The organism is Bradyrhizobium sp. USDA 3256 (assembly GCF_054058275.1).
In genome coordinates this window covers 1,043,319-1,060,321 of record NZ_JBSSAE010000002.1, presented here as the reverse complement: position 1 = coordinate 1,060,321, position 17,003 = coordinate 1,043,319, and the positions used below count along the sequence as shown (strand labels likewise).

At 59.6% G+C, this 17,003-nt stretch carries 10 protein-coding genes and 1 pseudogene; 9 read left to right on the top strand and 2 right to left on the bottom strand.

Annotated features, from left to right (window positions below):
• Nucleotides 1–535 precede the first annotated feature (535 nt).
• From ACVWY5_RS06585 to ACVWY5_RS06555, 7 genes and pseudogenes are all read left to right on the top strand, one after another.
• Nucleotides 536–2,251, top strand: coding sequence for an MFS transporter (locus ACVWY5_RS06585; RefSeq protein ID WP_028338035.1), 1,716 nt, complete (start codon nucleotides 536–538; stop codon nucleotides 2,249–2,251).
• Between the two features lie 2,651 nt (nucleotides 2,252–4,902).
• A pseudogene (locus ACVWY5_RS06580) lies at nucleotides 4,903–5,034 on the top strand (FAD-dependent oxidoreductase); the annotation flags it as partial.
• A gap of 559 nt (nucleotides 5,035–5,593) precedes the next feature.
• Nucleotides 5,594–6,415 (top strand): GMC family oxidoreductase, encoded by an 822-nt coding sequence (locus ACVWY5_RS06575; RefSeq protein WP_321177216.1) that lies wholly within the window; start codon nucleotides 5,594–5,596, stop codon nucleotides 6,413–6,415.
• Between the two features lie 26 nt (nucleotides 6,416–6,441).
• A complete protein-coding gene (locus ACVWY5_RS06570; protein WP_321177217.1) occupies nucleotides 6,442–7,752 on the top strand; it encodes an aminotransferase class III-fold pyridoxal phosphate-dependent enzyme in 1,311 nt (436 codons plus the stop codon).
• 29 nt (nucleotides 7,753–7,781) lie between these two features.
• On the top strand, nucleotides 7,782–8,723 hold the full coding sequence (locus ACVWY5_RS06565; RefSeq protein WP_028338038.1) for a sulfotransferase family protein: 942 nt from the start codon (nucleotides 7,782–7,784) through the stop codon (nucleotides 8,721–8,723).
• A complete protein-coding gene (locus ACVWY5_RS06560; protein WP_080667365.1) occupies nucleotides 8,720–9,967 on the top strand; it encodes an MFS transporter in 1,248 nt (415 codons plus the stop codon). Before ACVWY5_RS06565 ends, ACVWY5_RS06560 begins: the two co-directional genes overlap by 4 nt.
• A gap of 17 nt (nucleotides 9,968–9,984) precedes the next feature.
• Nucleotides 9,985–11,304, top strand: a complete 1,320-nt coding sequence (locus tag ACVWY5_RS06555; RefSeq protein WP_321177218.1) for a condensation domain-containing protein — start codon at nucleotides 9,985–9,987, stop codon at nucleotides 11,302–11,304.
• A gap of 1,056 nt (nucleotides 11,305–12,360) precedes the next feature.
• Here ACVWY5_RS06555 and ACVWY5_RS06550 read toward each other — a convergent pair.
• Nucleotides 12,361–13,008 carry an FkbM family methyltransferase gene (locus tag ACVWY5_RS06550; protein WP_028338040.1) on the bottom strand — a complete coding sequence of 216 codons (648 nt, stop codon included), beginning with the start codon at nucleotides 13,006–13,008 and terminating at the stop codon, nucleotides 12,361–12,363.
• Nucleotides 13,009–13,995: 987 nt separating this feature from the next.
• Here ACVWY5_RS06550 and groES point away from each other — a divergent pair.
• Nucleotides 13,996–14,310, top strand: a complete 315-nt coding sequence (groES, locus tag ACVWY5_RS06545) for a co-chaperone GroES (protein ID WP_016845959.1) — start codon at nucleotides 13,996–13,998, stop codon at nucleotides 14,308–14,310.
• 83 nt (nucleotides 14,311–14,393) lie between these two features.
• Nucleotides 14,394–16,034 carry a chaperonin GroEL gene (gene groL, locus ACVWY5_RS06540; protein ID WP_431016674.1) on the top strand — a complete coding sequence of 547 codons (1,641 nt, stop codon included), beginning with the start codon at nucleotides 14,394–14,396 and terminating at the stop codon, nucleotides 16,032–16,034.
• A 572-nt stretch (nucleotides 16,035–16,606) separates the two neighbouring features.
• On the opposite strand, the gene ACVWY5_RS06535 is transcribed toward groL, so the two are convergent.
• A complete protein-coding gene (locus ACVWY5_RS06535) occupies nucleotides 16,607–16,810 on the bottom strand; it encodes a hypothetical protein (protein WP_080667376.1) in 204 nt (67 codons plus the stop codon).
• Nucleotides 16,811–17,003: the final 193 nt, after the last annotated feature.

Here is a 17,003-nt window from a genome sequence, read left to right as displayed (position 1 = left end):
CCGACGTTCTCCAATGATCCATTCTGACACGAAACCACTTGGCACAATAATCTTCGTCAATCACTGCTCAGATATGAGGCATTGAGAAGTTCGAGATGGAGTTTCGGTCGTTCAGCCTATCGCGACGCAAAACCGTTTCGCGCTTGGAGATCGCGCCCATTTGTCCGCTTCGTACAAAATTTGCTGCTGCCAGTGAGCACAATCTATCAACAAAACCATGCAAGCAGCGCGCTGGAGCGTATGAGGCAGGTTTTAAGTCATCCGATCGTTAGAATCTACTGCGCCACAATCAGAAGCGATCTTACTGCGATAGGCGATTGCAGATATCACGCCGGTGATGATGACTGTTTTTGTTTTCTGCGGCGCTGCCTTTGCTATGAGGCGTAAGGCGGCAAAAGCAGTAGATCACTGTCAATCAAACGCGATCGAAGCATCTCATTTCACCGCCATGCCAGGATCTGAACGCGATATCGCGCCAGGAACATCCTTGTGATCCCTACCAAGATCAAATCATGGTAGATGATCATGAGCTGATATGACCGATTCACCCAAAGCCCAGACGCGTAGTGCCGACGGCATCACGGCGCCGCTGCGGCACGCGACCTTCAGGCGCATCTGGCTTGCGAGCCTCCTGTCTAATGTCGGGATCTTGATTCAAGGCGTTGGTGCAGCCTGGGCTATGACGCAGATGACATCGTCGGCTGACAAGGTCGCGTTGGTGCAGACCGCCCTCTTACTGCCAGTGATGCTGATTTCGATGCCAGCCGGGGCGATCGCGGATATGTATGACCGTCGCATCGTGGCCCTGGTCTCCCTTGGATTGGCGCTCGCCGGGGCGACCGGGTTGACCGTGGTCGCCTGGCTTGGCTTGGCCACACCGAACCTCTTGCTAATGCTATGCCTCGTTGTCGGCAGTGGCATGGCGCTGATGGGACCGGCCTGGCAATCGTCGGTTAGCGAACAAGTTCCGCTGGAAGCACAGCTGCCTGCGGCCATCGCGCTGAACGGCATCAGCTACAATATTGCGCGGAGCGTAGGTCCGGCCATCGGCGGAGTCGTGGTGGCAACCGCAGGTGCAGTGGCCGCATTCGCGCTCAACACGTTGCTCTATCTGCCGCTGATCGTCGCGTTGTTGCTTTGGAAACGCATCAGTGCGCCCTCACGCCTGCCGCCTGAAAGATTGAGCCGCGCGATGGTGTCTGGCGTACGCTATATTAGCAATTCGCCGTCAATCAAGATTGTTCTGTCCCGCAGCCTGGTTACCGGCATCGTTGGTGGTGCAATCACCGCTCTGATGCCGCTGGTGGCGCGCGATCTCTTGCATGGCGACGCCCAGACCTACGGCATCATGCTTGGCGCTTTTGGCCTGGGTGCGGTGGTCGGCGCACTGAATATCACCGAATTGCGCAAGCGGTTGAGCGGCGAGGCCGCGATCCGCGCTTGTGCGCTGTCCATGGGCGCGGCGATGGCTGCGGTTGCGCTCAGCCGCGAACCGGTATTGACCGCGGCGGCGCTCGTCCTGGCGGGAGCCGTGTGGATGATGGTTTGGGCGATATTCAACATTGGGGTGCAGCTGTCGGCGCCACGCTGGGTGGCCGGACGCTCGCTCGCAGCCTACCAGGCGGCGAGCTCAGGCGGGATTGCCGTCGGCAGCTGGGGTTGGGGCCGCCTGACCGACGCGGCCGGGGTCGAAACTGCGCTACTGGTGTCGGCCGCCCTGATGCTCGCCTCGCCACTCATCGGCCGTTGGCTCCCCATGCCCCGCATCGGCGCACGGGGTGAGGAACCCGAGCCGCTCGCCGATCCTGAGGTACGGCTCGCCTTAACCGGACGCAGCGGCCCGCTTGTCGTCGAGATCGAATACCGAGTTGCACAGGAGAATGCCAGAGCGTTTCATAATGTGATGCAAGAAGTGCAATTGTCTCGCCAGCGCAACGGCGCCTACGGCTGGTCGATCGCACGGGATATTGCCGATCCGGAATTGTGGACCGAGCGCTATCATTGCCCGACCTGGCTCGACTACTTGCGTTCGCGGAGCCGCTCGACCCGGTCGGAACGTACACTAGAACAGCGGGCAATTCACTTCCACATCGGCCCTGCGCCGGTACGGGTCCGTCGCATGCTGGAAAGACCGTTCGGCTCGGTACGCTCGAACGACGACACGACCGAGTACGCAGCCGGCGAAATGCGAGGGGAGCTCGCAACCCCGGCAAAGGCACTACGTAGCCAGGCTCTCCGCCCCATCAAGTGACCCAGCTTGCTGGCAGGTCGGGTCTGAAGGCAGCAATCGGCGCCGCATCACATGAAAGGGTGCCTCGCATGGACGCTCTTTGCATTGCCCTCGAGAAAATCGGTGAGAGCATCGGGCTGAGCAAGCGCCATCGGGCGACGATTTCCGTCGAGAGCGACGAAACGTTCGGGCTTTTGTAAACTCTTTCTCGAAACTCACCCTTACTGCATCTTCAGTAGCTTCGTGGTCGGACAGCCGTTATCTCCAGTACTTTGTCTGCGTCATGGAGCTGGTCTAGTAATATGTTGTGCTCGCGCGGGCCGTCGGCGGATACGCACTTTCTTGGTGATGGGCCTCAGCTTCGCCCCAGGCGTCGATCCACCATTCGACGATTGCCGCATCAAAGCTGTTTATCTTTGGACCTTCCGAGACTCACCCGCTCTTTTTGCGTCGAACTTCAACAAAGTACGGCCGAATATCGCTGCAAGAATGCAGCGTCAGCTGGGACGACGCAGGAATAGCGCGTCAGACTCGTATAATTTGCTTACGAAGCTCAAAGTGACGAACTGCCGCTCTGCGTCTCTTCTTAGGTGCAATCGAGGGTGACTCATGGGCAATCATGACCTTGTCTCCGGTAGCCTCCTCGCGCTGACGGTGACCAGTTTCGCGCTACTCTGCTCGAGCCTGCTCGTCTTTGCCTTCATTTGAAACCGCCCTGGTTGCCTTGGCGTTATCGAGGCGATCACGCCGTCGGTCGCGCACGACCTGAACGATAAGCGAGCACCGCGCACATGCGCAGTTAGATCCTATTCCGATCGATGCTCAACCGACCGCATGTTCAACGCCTCACGGCTGGACTCAACTGAGCTGATAGTTTGGCGCAACGCAGATCGTTAGCGGCGGGCACAAATGGGCTGTCCTTTCGCCGGGCTGCCGTCACCGATTTCGGCTTATGGAGAGTTTCGACTATCGGCCGTGCGACGTTTACTTGCTCCCATCGTTCCACGAAGAAGCTCGACTGGCAATTACGCGGCCCCGCCCCATGAAAAGCAAGGGCGGGGCCGCCCCCCCCCCCGGGGAGACGCCGCGCTGCGATCACAACGGAATGTCTAACTGCCGTCTCCTGTCATTTATCTCACCCGCCAAGTCAATCACCTGCATTGTGGCTTTCGGTCCTCGGTATTTTCCGCGACATGCCGCAAGACGAGCTGAGAAAGCTGCACAACCAGATGTTTGAGACGTGCTATTTCCTGCCTGCACCGCGCCAACTCGCGTTCTTCTTCTGTGCCGGTCGATACTTCATAGCGGTTCCCAGCCGCATGACTCATGTTGGACCTCAATTCGAGCAGGTAATCACGAACGACGGCTCAAGCACATTCCTTGCCCAGATTGTACTGGCAGGCCCGTATTTTTACGCCAGTAAACACTGTACGCAGCGAGCGAACGATCTCGCTACCTCGGCTCAGCGTGCCATTGCGGCTACAGATCTGATCGTTTCGTACAGAATCAGAAATATTTGAGACTGGTTACAGTGCGCGACGTGCCTGGCACCGGTCATAGGGTCACAAAGCTTGGTCGCCGCAGTGGTCGCTGCGGAGAATAGAATAATCGCGCTGGCTAGATCTCCTCAAGCGCCACGTGGTACAGGCCCATGCACATGAGCAGAAACGACATGCGCCCTTGCTCTTGCGGATCAATTAGCTGCCTTTGAGCGATCGGGAGCTGGATTTTCATGGCGGGCCACAGCTCAACGACCTTGAATCGTACCTAGCGTCACGTTGTAGCATCTCAAAGCAGGACGCGAGGGGCCCCGGGCAAGCCAGCCTGGCCGCTCCGCCAGGGCGAGACAACGACACCTATGCGGTCGACGTTCCTTTAGGAGGATAGTCAAAATCACGCCCATTAGATGAGTGGCGCCGACGACGGATGATCCCGGGCTGTCCGTGCAATCGGTGAATATCGCGCACCTTGGTAGTAAAAGAAACAACGCGAGACTTTTCCGACATCGATCTTTTCGTGGTTAGAATTTGCGGTGAATGCTTTGCCGCAAATGGCCGTCGGCAGCCCTCCCTCTGTCGACGGCAGCTGGCGCGACGCTTAGCAGCCTCGTTCGCCGAGACTGACTTCCGCCCGGCCCTCGAAATGAGGCCGGGCTTTTTTTGCCGATATGATGTGCGGCTTTGGTGTTCCAGCTAACCAGCATCTGATGATTGCGAAGGATTCCCGAAGACAAGCAGTCCTGTCGGACTCAAAAAGGCGACCCGCATGGCCTTTGCGACACTAACCCAAGGAGCTCGCGAGCGCCCGTTCATCGTGCAAACACGTTTGCTCACCCACACGAGGTTCACAGGTTTGGTGGATTGGACAGCCGCCCGCCCCTAAAGTTCTACTCGATGGTCTCGGTGCTACTAGAATAGCTGTCATATTCATGCGGTTGTGGCTTGGAGGCCTTGAATCGTACGCAGCGTCACATTGTACAATCACGCGGTAGTTCGTAGTGATACTTGGCAGATGATCGTTGGCAACCGAGTGAAGTCACACCGGGTAGTCTGCGGCAATCGCATAACCGCCGCGCGTTCATCGTTGGCTATGGCGATTATCTCAGGCAGCCGGTCACTGATGAATAGGACCTTGACTGCGCATAGTCGATATCGGTTGCCGGAGGTGGGATAATGACAGCCGATATCGTTGATCTATGCGTAATCGGGAGTGGTGCCAGCGGCTCGACTGTTGCCTACGAGATCGCCCAACACGGTTTGCGAGTGCTCCTTCTCGAGGAAGGTCGGGCGCTTCCTTACGACGCCTCGCTGGCGAGCGTCCAAGTTGGTATGGATACCGCCCTAGTGCGGTCTGCAGCAGGTACGTTGACGTCGTTTGGACGTCCCTGGACGGTGTGCGCGCTCGGCGGCGGAATGACTTTGTATGCCGGAATAGCTTTCCGCTATCGCACCATCGATTTTGACGCACGAGCGCATGTGGCCGGAGACGCGCTTGATCCTACCTGGCCGGTCAACTACGCAGAACTACGCCCGTTTTACGAGGAGCTAGAACGGCGCATGGGAGTGGCCCGCCTAGCCGGGGCGGATCCATTCGAACCGCCGAGCGATTCTCCCGTTCTGCCCCCGCATGACTACAGCGCGAAGGGGCGGTTGATCGCCGATGCTGGCGGACGCCTTGGCCAGCTGCCTTTTCCCACCCCATTGGCAATCAACTCCCTACCCTATCGCGGCCGGCCAGCCTGTCATTGCGAGGGAGCTTGCAACGAACATCTGTGTCCTACCGGCGCGAGGGCCGACGCGCGCTCGCCGTTCACAGATGTCTCCCTGCCACCCGGCGCTGACGGTTGCACTCGGCAGCAAGACGGTGCGCATCGATCTGGCCAACGTCAGCCGCGCCGGTTCGGTGGAATGGCTGGACACTCTCAACCGACAACGCGCTCGGGTCCGCGCCCGCTGCGTGGTCCTCGCCGGCAACGCGGTGCAGTCTGCCGCCCTACTGCTAAGATCGGCTCAGCGGGCGGCGCCCAACGGCATTGGCAACGCCTCCGGCGTGGTCGGCAGTGGCATCTCGTTTAAAATCAGCGGCTATGTCTCCGGTAGCACCGCAGTAGATCCGCTGCCCGCGCGCCCGGCCGGTGGCCCCTTCTCCACCGTTGCGATCTCCGATCACTACCTGGACGAGGAGGCTCCTTCAGGGCTCGGCGGAATGATCTACGAAGCAAGTCGGGTTGAGCGCACCGACCACGATGGAAAGATGACACTACGACTGCATTTCCTGGCGGCCGACCAACCCATGCGCAACAATGCGGTCCGACTGGCTAACAATCTGGATCGGCTGGGTTTGCCGAAGATCATTCTTGATTACTGGACCCATCCCCTGGACAAGCGCCGATTAGGCTATTTGTGCCGACGCGCGTCGAACTTGCTGGCGGAGGCCGGTGTGAAACAAGTCGATTATCAGGATTCTAATTATCAGTTCGGCAGCGGACACCTGCATGGCGGCTGCCGTGCCGGCGTCGACCCGACCCAATCCGTGGTCGACCGCTGGGGCCGGGTGCATGACATCGACAATCTCTATGTCGCGGATGGCGGTTTCTTTCCCTATTCGGGAGGCGTCAATCCGACATTCACCATTCAGGCGAACGCGCTGCGGATCGCTCGAAGAATAGTCACGCAGCTCACCTAAGGATGATTCTCGAACGGAGACGGCTCTTGTCCATCGTCACCCCGACTGCCACTGCGGCCACGACCGACGCGCACAGATCAGCACTACGCCGCGCGTTGCGCGTCACCGCATCGGAGAAATGGGATCTCAACAGGCGTTTCCCGGTCGTAATGGCGCGCGCTTCGGGTGCGCATGCATGGGACATCAATGGAAGGCAATACATCGATTTCACTTCCTGTAGTGGTGCCGCGCCGCTCGGAGCCGGATACGAGCCGGTCGTGGCGCATGCAGCCACCGAGATGCGCCGTACCGGCGGCATATTGCCCGGACCGCTGTCCGTGCACCGGGTCGAGCTGGCCGAACGGTTGGCGGAGATCTTCCCCGTTGCGGAGCGCTCGATGTTCTTCCGCACCGGATCGTGTGCGACCACCGCCGCCGTCCGCCTTGCCCGCGCATTCACAGGGCTGAACCACGTGCTTACCAGCGGATATCATGGTTGGCACGACTGGCAGTTGCAGGATAGACCGGAGATGGGGCTACCCAATCGGGACCGGGACAGCGTGGATTTCCGCTACAACCTGGACTTGCTCGACGAGCTGGCAAGTGTCCAGCGTGTCGCCGCGGTGATCATCACCCCCGAGGTCAACTTCTTCCCGCCCGAATACCATCAGGAACTACAGAGGTTGGTGCATCGGCACGGCGCCTTGCTCATCCTTGACGAGGTGATGACCGGATTCCGCTACGGCATTGGCGGCTACCACATGGCGGTCGGCCTCACGCCCGATCTGATCACGCTAAGCAAGGGACTGGCCAATGGAATGGCTTTGTCCGCAGTCGCGGGTCGCGCTGACGTGCTCGCGGCCGCCGAGAAGACATACATGGGCAACACCTACCAACGAGAGGTTACGCCGTTCGCGGCCGCACTTAGCACCCTGCACGCGCTGCGCGACGGGACCTTGCTGGCTCGGATGCGTGAGGTTGGCGTGCAACTGATCAACGGGCTCAACGAGGTCTTCGCCAGACAGCAGGTCGCTGCATGGGCATTCGCCTGTCCGACTATGTTCGACGTCGTATTTGCCAACGCCGAACTTGGCCACGCCTTCTTCCAGGAGATGTGGGCGCGGGGTTTTCTCATGCAGTACGGCGGCCGCTTCATGCCGTCGGCGGCGGTATCCGACGCCGATGTGCAGGCGGCCATCGAAGCTGCTGGAGAGGCCCTGCCGGCGGCGCTGTCCCGCATGGAGAGCACCGGTGGCGACCCGGATCCAGTCGCAGCCGCTGTACGGTTCGCCAGGGATCATTTCGTGGCCACTCCGGGGGCCGTTCGGCGCTGGTTCACTGCACCCGTCTGCGGATGAGCACGCATTTTCCAACAGAGAACACGGCCATGCCGCTGCCTAATCCATTTTCCACATCTCCGGTGCTGCTCGGCGGCGAGAACCGCTCGGGCACCACATTGCTAAGCATCGTGCTGGATTCGCATCTGGATCTGGTAGCCGGGCCAGAGATCGACTTCCTCGAACCGCCCGATCTCGGTCCGCACATCCTGCGCGCGATCGACCTGCTGGCGGCCGGCGATTCCCGGGTCGCGGGCATGACCAAAACCACGGTCGATCCGTTCTGGTATGACGGGGCGCATTTTGTGGTCCAGTGCCGCCGGTTCGGCCTCGACTTTGATGATATACGTGGGTTGGTCAGCAAGGTGATGGTCGAGATGGGCGAGGACATTGTTTCGTTCGCCGCCCGATGCCGCCTTATCAACGAGATCGGCGAGTTGCGCCGAGCACGTAGCGGGGCCCAGCGCTGGGGCTTGAAACTGCAGCGCAAGATCACCCGGACCGACGACTTCGCCCGGCTGTGGCCGCGCGCACATTTCGTGCATATCGTGCGGGACGGCCGCGACGTTGCGGCCTCCCATTTGAACACCGTTCCCGATTGGGGGTACCGAACTGTTGCCGCCGCGGCGCGCGGTTGGCTTGAAGTGGTATCCCGGCCGCATCGAATAGCGCCGCCTGGCCGTTATCTCGAGGTGCGTTACGAGGATCTTGTAAGCAGTCCCCGTCCCACTCTGGCCCGAATCCTGGACCACCTAGGCTTGCCTTGGGACGAGGCCGTGCTGCGTCACGCTGAATACGAGCACGTATTGTTCGACCAACCGCACGGCCATCCGGCGGCCGAGGCTGCGGGGAAGCCGCTGCACCGAGGCAGCATCGGTCGATACGTCCGAGATCTGACGCGAGCCCAGGTCGAGGAATTCGAGCAGATCGCCGAAATTGAACTGAGCCGACTGGGGTATCTGTCGGTTCCCAGCCTGCCTGGCAACGCGTGAGCCGCCCGCGCTGTTCCGCCGCGCCTGGTGGACTACCGCGAAGCTATCTTGCGCTTCTCGTCGGCCAGACCATTTCGCTGCTGGGCTCCAATGTAACCTTGCTAGCGCTGCCGCTAACCGCAATCACCTTGCTGGATGCGGGTCCAGCGCAAACGGGGCTGCTGCTGGCCTGCGGTCGGGCGCCGTACCTCGTGGTCAGTCTGTTCGCCGGGGTCATCGTGGACCGCCTCCCGCATCGGCGGATCCTTTTGACCGCCAATCTGGTGATGGCGGCAACGCTGGCCACAATTCCCTTGTCCGCCAGCCTTGGACACCTTGGACTGGTTCAGTTGTACACGACAAGCATGCTGGTTGGGGTCGCCGCAGTGATCGCTGACGTGGCTTATTTGGCGTGCATACCCACCGTCCTAGACCGATCACAGCTGGTTCGGGCGCAGAGTTCATTGGAGCTCAGCCAAGCGGGCGCGATGGCGGTAGGTCCGTTCCTGGCCGGTTGGCTCATCAACGAATTCTCAGCCCCGACCGCAATACTGGCGGATTCGGTTTCGTTTCTGCTCGCCGGCGCGTTGCTGTCTCTGGTGCCCATGCGTAACGCTGGGTGCTCAGGGGCCGAGTCGAGCGCGGTGCTCGGCCAAGTGGCCGAGGGGCTGGCGAGCGTGTTCGGCAATCCGATTCTGAGGGCAGTCACGTTGGCCAGCGGCACATTTATCTTTTGGCACAACGCGTATTCTGCGGCGTTTCTGCTGCATCTGACCAAGGATCTCGGATTTGACAGCCCGGTCGTCGGCATGGTGCTCGGCATCGGCGCGCTTGGCGGTGTGGTCGGCGCGGCTAGTTCACCGCGGGCGGGTCGGGCAATCGGCCTCGGCCCAACCTTGATGATCGGTTTGGCGGTGAGCGCGGGCGGAATGAGCTTGACGGCCCTGCTCACCCAACCCTGGTGGGCCGCAGTGGCATGCGTGACGCTCTCCCAGTTCATGCTGTGGATCGGCCAAGGGATCTACAACGTGCAGCAGGTTCCGATTCGATATGCGTTGGTCCCGCAGCACTTGCAAGGCCGCGTCAATGCGAGCATCCGCAGCGTGGTGTGGGGATTGGCCTCATTGGGTGCGCTGGTCGGCGGCGCGGCCTCTGCTGCAACGAGCCTGCGTACCACGTTGCTCGCGAGCAGCGTGCTTGGCACGGCCTCGATAGTGTGGATTTGGCGGTCGCCGCTGCGCCAGGCGCGCAGCTTGCGTCTGTGACCGCGACGGACCCGATCATGGACATCAAAGAATTTGTCGATCTTGATCGGCGGCCGGGCCGGCTCATGGTGTGGCGAGTCAACGTCCCCGAACCCATCAGCTGGCGGGCCGACCCGCGCCGCCCGTCCTACGTTCAAGAGGAACATCTTCGCTCTGCAGACGATGGACGACGGGGCTGGCTCGGCGCAGCATTCGAGTTGCCAGGCGAGTTCAACGCCGCTGCGCTGACCAAAGCGATCCTCGGCTGGGTCGACCGGCACGAGGTATTACACAGCCGCTTGGCCAAGGATGGATCGGCAATTCATCGCGCCACGATTGATCCAGGCGCGGTAACGCTTGAGAAAACCGTGGCGGGTGACTGCACCGATGGCGGCGAAATTGTTCAGCTCCTGGAAAAGCTGTTTCACGTGGAAACCAACCCGCTGCGATGGCCGGCGTATGTCTTCGTGACGATCAGCCGGCCGACATCCACGAGCCTCCTGCTCGCCTCCGACCACTCTGTCAGCGATGCCTACTCGATGGCCCTGGTACCATATGAGCTCCGCGAGCTGTACACAGCCGCGATCCATCGAGTGGAACCCCAACTGGCAGCGGTGCACAGCTATCTGGATCACGCCGAGGCCGAACGAGAGCGACTGACCGAGCTGACCGATGACCATCCCGCTATCGGCCACTGGCGCGAGCTGATCGCGGCGAACGGCGGTCAATTGCCGGACTTTCCGCTACCGTTCGATGCGCCGAAAGGATCCTTGCAGCGCAGCGGACAAATGTGGCTGCTCGATGCGGCTGGGGCATCCGAATTCGATCACGGCTGCAGGTCCCAGGGCGGAAATGCGGTGACGGGAATTTTCGCCTGTCTGGCGCTCGCAGGAAAGAAACTGGCGGACCAACGACAATTCCACGCCGTTGCGCCCTTTCACACCAGGTACGATCTGCGATCGATGCGTTCGGTTGGCTGGTATGTCGGGATGAGTCCGGTGAGCTTCCGGGTGGCCGATACGTTGCCGGAGATTCTGCACGCCGCCCGGCTCGAACTCAAACGCGCCAAGAAAACAGCTCAGGTGCCATTTTCGAAAGCCATGGAGCTGCTCGGCACCACACTGCGCGACCGCTTCATGGTATCCTATATGGACAATCGGACGGTGCCCGGGTCGGACTGCTGGCCGCACTGGCGGACGAAATTTCTGATTAGCCGTAGCTCCGATGCTAGCGAGACATACCTATGGTTCAGTCGCTGGCAGGACGGAATTTGTGTGAACTTCCGCCACCCTGGTACAGCTACCCGCGAAGCGCGATGGACGATTATCTTGCTGAAGTCGTCGCCCAGGCCCATCTGATCAGCGGCGCTCGTTCACTGCCGCAGCTCTCAATTGACTGACAAGGGTGCTCGAGAGTTAGCTTTAGCGTTTTTGACCAAAGAACGCTCGCATCATGATCACGATCATCCGTGCTTTGGGTGATCAGAAGCGAGCCAAACTCTAGTAGACCCGATCGAACCGGATATGCCGAGAGCGCCCCCTGCGGGAAGGCATGCCATGTCCGCTCCATCTTTTGGTTCGAGCAGCTTTCTCGCGGGTGGCAAGCCGGCACAATTCTAGTTCGAAACAGAAACAGTGCCGACCAGCCTGTCGAGTTTACAACAACTCAAACATTGCGATCAATTGCGAGCTAGCATTCGCATCGAACTAGCGATGGCACAGTCGTTGCAGGTCTTCGTTCAATGGTTAAATTTTGCCTCCGCACGGCAGGCCGAATGATTCTTCGGGATCATGAACTGATGCAGCTATATTCGCACGTGATTGCGCAGAGGCTCATCGACGATGCTTTGTACCAGCGACGTATCGCAGAATACAAAGCTGCAGCCGGAAAGGGACGCCGAAGCCAGCTATGCCCCGCCTCACTGGCGATTGACCTGGGCTGAACACGAATGCTTCAGCATGCTTTCTCATCGACACAACAACAGCGACGCTAAGCGCGTAATCGAAGTGGCACATCTTAAGGATCTACGAGAACTGATGCAGTTGCTTTGGCATTTGTTCGAAGCAGTGGACCGGCTTCCTAGAGGACCAGAACATACAGCAGCAGTTCAGACGATTAAACGCTTTGAGCGGCGGCTATCAGGGCTGGTTCAGGCATCTGAGAAAGCTCGAGCTGCCGGCCTCGGAGCCGTTGGCCGTGCCAGCTCGCCGAGTAAATGATTGTCAGACAATCGCAAAAATTATCGAGGGATTCTACGTATGTGTACCAGCTAAGGCCCGCATGGCGATTGGAGACGTGAAAGGACGCCTGTCCGGACCGCTGTATCCGTTCGCTGGGGGATCGGCCGTCACGCTGCAGGAAACCCCGGGGGCAAGTCTTCCATGGGTGAATGAGGGCCGGATATGTTGGATGCGCTAGAAGCGCGTATTCTTTAGCAATACATCACCTTCCACTGCGCGGGGATAATGGGCCGCCACTTCGAATGACGGCAATAGATCAAGAATGGCTTGCAGCGACAGTTGTCCTTCGTATAGTTCCCTGTCGCTATATTCCGTGTAGACGAAGCGCGTGTTGCTCAAGGTCTGCATGCCGCCCGCGATGACGTCGGCCTCCGCGCCTTGGACATCCATCCAGATGAAATCGATCGTGTTCAGCTTGGCGTCACTGCACCAATCGTCCAGCCGTCGGGTTTCAACCGAGAACGGCCGATCGAACCGAACCCAATCATACTCGGTAAGATGGTTTTTCGGGCGGCGTATCGAACCGGAGAGGTCCCATTCTTTTGCATCTCCGTCTGCATTGCTTGGATGGAAGTCGATCATCCCGTTTCGATCGCTGATCGCGATTTCAAGCAGCTTCACCTTATCGACAGATGAGCCCAACTTCTTCTTGAAGCGCGCGATCGCCCGAGGGTCCGGCTCGAAGCAGTAAAGCTGAGCTTGTGGGCACAGGTTAAGAAAATGTTGCGTATCGGTTCCGTCATTGCAGCCGATATCCAAGATGACCGGATTCGACTTCTGAAGAAGCGAGATGATGTTCTGATGTACTTCTACAGACGACACAGGTTGTTTTTCCATTGGCGCGGAGATCGGTTGAATTCGTCTTCAAATCCGCAATCACACGCCATACGCTTCGGCACAACGTATATCAACGTATATAATCCATATGCGGTCCAGTCCCGTTGATCCATCAGCGCTATTGGAATGACGTCGACACCAAGCAAGCCCGCAGCAAATACGAGCTGCAGCGGTTGCCGGCCGCGGGAGAGGTCTCAAAGGGCAACGCTTTTGCTCAGCGGAAAACGTACGGGGAAAGCGGATGTATGAAGCTAAATCGTTGCTTCCGATGCATTGTTTGCGCGATCGAAAAGGGTGGGCTGGCTCGGATGCCCCTGTCCACTGCTCACGCTGGAGGAATCTCGAGCAGATTAATCTCTCCAGCGCAAGGATAGTTAACCACACAGTCCCGGATAGCGGAACACCTCAGTGCGGCTATCGATGGTGCTCAGTTGGGACACCAAGTAGTACTGCAGCTCTGAATAGGCCATCTCGTTAGTGAGTGAATTTTGAGAGCTGTTGCCCGATTGGCGGTGCCATTCAGGCGGACCTAAGGATAATGATCCTGATTAGGCCCTTCTCTTTTGGCGGGGCTTTATAATTGCTCCCTCAGCCAAATTGGTACGAGCGGCTTTGGTCGCAGCGGCGACAACGAAGCGCCGTGAGGAAGCTGCAGACGAAGAGACCGTCGGCACTCGGTTGCCATCCCATCCGTAGGTCGCCCTCCGGATTCCTGTGACTCGCCTTTTAGCCAATGCGCGTGACGGTAAACTCGGATGTTCTGACAAGACGAAATGTCAGGTTCGCAACAGCTTGGCGAGCTGTTTACATGATGGCGTTTGCTTCCGGACGAACGCACGCGCAGGCCAAGCGCCGGATTCAGCAGGACTACAGGCGCGGATCGCTCCACTTATCTTTGGCCTGGCTCTTGCAATAATGGGGCTGTTCACAATGTGCCCATCGTCGACTCGTTCAAATACTCAGGAGGCCTGCATGAATTTCCGTCCGCTTCACGACCGCGTCGTGGTCAAGCGCATCGACGCTGAAGAGAAGACAGCTGGCGGCATTATCATTCCCGATACAGCCAAGGAAAAGCCCTCGCAGGGCGAAGTCGTCGCGGTTGGCCCAGGGGGCCGTGACGAGACCGGCAAGCTGATTCCGATCGACGTCGAGGTCGGCGATCGCGTGCTGTTCGGCAAGTGGTCGGGCACCGAGGTCAAGGTCGATGGTCAGGAGCTGTTGATCATGAAGGAGAGCGACATCATGGGCGTTCTCACCGATGTGTTTTCCAAGAAGAAAGCCGCCTAGTCCAGGGCTCCCACCACTCGCCCCTGACGAGCGCCTTGCCGGGCGCGCCGAAGGATGAGGAACTAAACTGAGGAAATTCGATTATGTCAGCCAAGGAAGTCAAGTTCGGCGTAGAAGCGCGAGACCGCATGTTGCGCGGTGTCGATATCCTCGCCAATGCCGTGCAGGTCACCCTCGGTCCGAAGGGCCGTAACGTGGTGCTCGAGAAGTCGTTCGGCGCTCCCCGCATCACCAAGGACGGCGTCGCCGTCGCCAAGGAGGTGGAGCTCGAGGAGAAGTTCGAGAACATGGGCGCCCAGATGGTGCGTGAGGTCGCTGCCAAGGCGGCGGACGCCGCCGGCGACGGCACCACTACCGCGACCGTGCTTGCGGCTGCCATCGTGCGCGAAGGCGCCAAGTCGGTTGCCGCCGGCATGAACCCGATGGATCTGAAGCGCGGTATCGACCTCGCGGTCGAAGCCGTCGTGGCCGACCTCCAGAAGAACTCGAAGAAGGTCACCTCGAACGAGGAGATCGCCCAGGTCGGCACCATTTCGGCCAACGGCGATGCCGAGATCGGCAAGTTCCTCGCCGACGCCATGAAGAAGGTCGGCAACGAGGGCGTGATCACGGTCGAGGAAGCCAAGTCGCTCGAGACCGAGCTCGACGTCGTCGAGGGCATGCAGTTCGACCGCGGCTACATCTCGCCCTACTTCGTCACCAACGCCGACAAGATGCGCGTTGAGATGGACGACGCCTACATCCTGATCAACGAGAAGAAGCTCTCCTCGCTCAACGAGCTGCTGCCGCTGCTCGAGGCCGTGGTGCAGACCGGCAAGCCGCTGGTCATCGTCGCCGAGGACGTCGAAGGCGAAGCCCTCGCCACCCTCGTCGTCAACCGCCTGCGTGGCGGCCTGAAGGTCGCGGCCGTCAAGGCTCCGGGCTTCGGCGATCGCCGCAAGGCCATGCTGCAGGACATCGCGATCCTGACCGGCGGCCAGGCCATCTCGGAAGATCTCGGCATCAAGCTCGAGAACGTCACGCTGCAGATGCTCGGTCGCGCCAAGAAGGTGATGATCGACAAGGAAAACACCACGATCGTCAACGGGGCCGGCAAGAAGGCCGACATCGACGCCCGCGTTGCCCAGATCAAGGCGCAGATCGAGGAGACCACCTCGGACTACGACCGTGAGAAGCTGCAGGAGCGTCTCGCCAAGCTCGCGGGCGGCGTCGCGGTGATCCGCGTCGGCGGCGCGACCGAGGTCGAGGTGAAGGAGCGCAAGGATCGCGTGGATGACGCGATGCATGCGACCCGTGCGGCAGTCGAGGAAGGCATTCTCCCGGGTGGCGGCGTCGCCCTGCTCCGTGCTTCCGAGCAGCTCAAGATCCTGCGCACCAAGAACGACGACCAGAAGACCGGCGTCGAGATCGTGCGCAAGGCGCTGTCCTGGCCAGCTCGGCAGATCGCGATCAACGCCGGTGAAGATGGCTCGGTCGTGGTCGGTAAGGTCCTAGAAAAGGATCAGTACCCTTACGGCTTCGACGCGCAGACTGGCGAGTACAGCAACCTTGTCTCCAAGGGGATCATCGACCCGACCAAGGTCGTGCGCATCGCTGTCCAGAACGCCGCCTCGGTTGCCGCGCTGCTAATCACCACGGAAGCGATGGTTGCCGAGCTGCCGAAAAAGATCGCGCCCGGTCCCGCAATGCCTCCGGGCGGCGGCATGGGCGGCATGGACTTCTGATCCAGCCTCTCAAAGGATCGACAGGCAGAACCCTGGCACCAATGCCAGGGTTTTCGACTGAGCCGCCCGGTTTGCTCACGGTTTCCTTTTTGAGAAACCGAGCTGGATCTTGGCCTAACTATCGCTCCGGACGAACACGCTATTCATCGCATCGCTTTGTTTGCGAGCGGAACGAAGCCAACTAGCCCGCAAAGCCTCTCGTTGATCGACGCCGTAGAGCCGTAGGGCAAGTGCGATCGCTAACGTTCTGGACCGCTGATGACTTGATGAAATCGGATCCGATTTGCAGAATTACTTCGGCTGGATTTTGACGCGGCTGCTGGACCCCGACTCCACCCGCTGTTCCTAAACTGGTACCCGTCGCGGCGTGGTTTCAGACACGGACATACCGTGTGGACCACTGAGGCACAGAAACCGCTCGGATTAGAGTCACGTCTCGCGTGTGCCAGGCAATCGCTTGCTATGCCGCCCGCTCTGAAGGAGATTCGGAGCCCTCGGCGCGTCAATCGGTCCGGAAATGAAGCCGCGAATTTACGACCGTTTGCAATTTGCCATCACTCGTTGTTTGTAGATCAAGCCTGCTTTTCAGCTAAGGTTTTCATCGAGGGCAGCTTTCGCCGATGGTAGCCGTAGACCCGGACATCTTCGCGGATTTGCTCGCTTACCGAGCGTACGATACGTTTCTTCCGCCAGTTCCTATTGAGACCGATCGGAATGGAATTGCCGCGAGGAACGACGAGAAGGTCGTTCCGTTCGTTCAGGTAGACATCGTACATGGAAGTCCTCGCTCTGTGTGACCATAGGCCGAAGCTCAGCCCCTTTGGTGGCTTGGACGACACAGTCTCAAGAAAGCCGCACGGGGCGCTTTGTGCTCCGTAGGCAAAGGTCACACGTTCGAATCGTATCGGGTGCGCCAGTTGCCACTTATTTTCATAGTGAAGCGCGGGTCCGAAACTATAATCCCGCCCC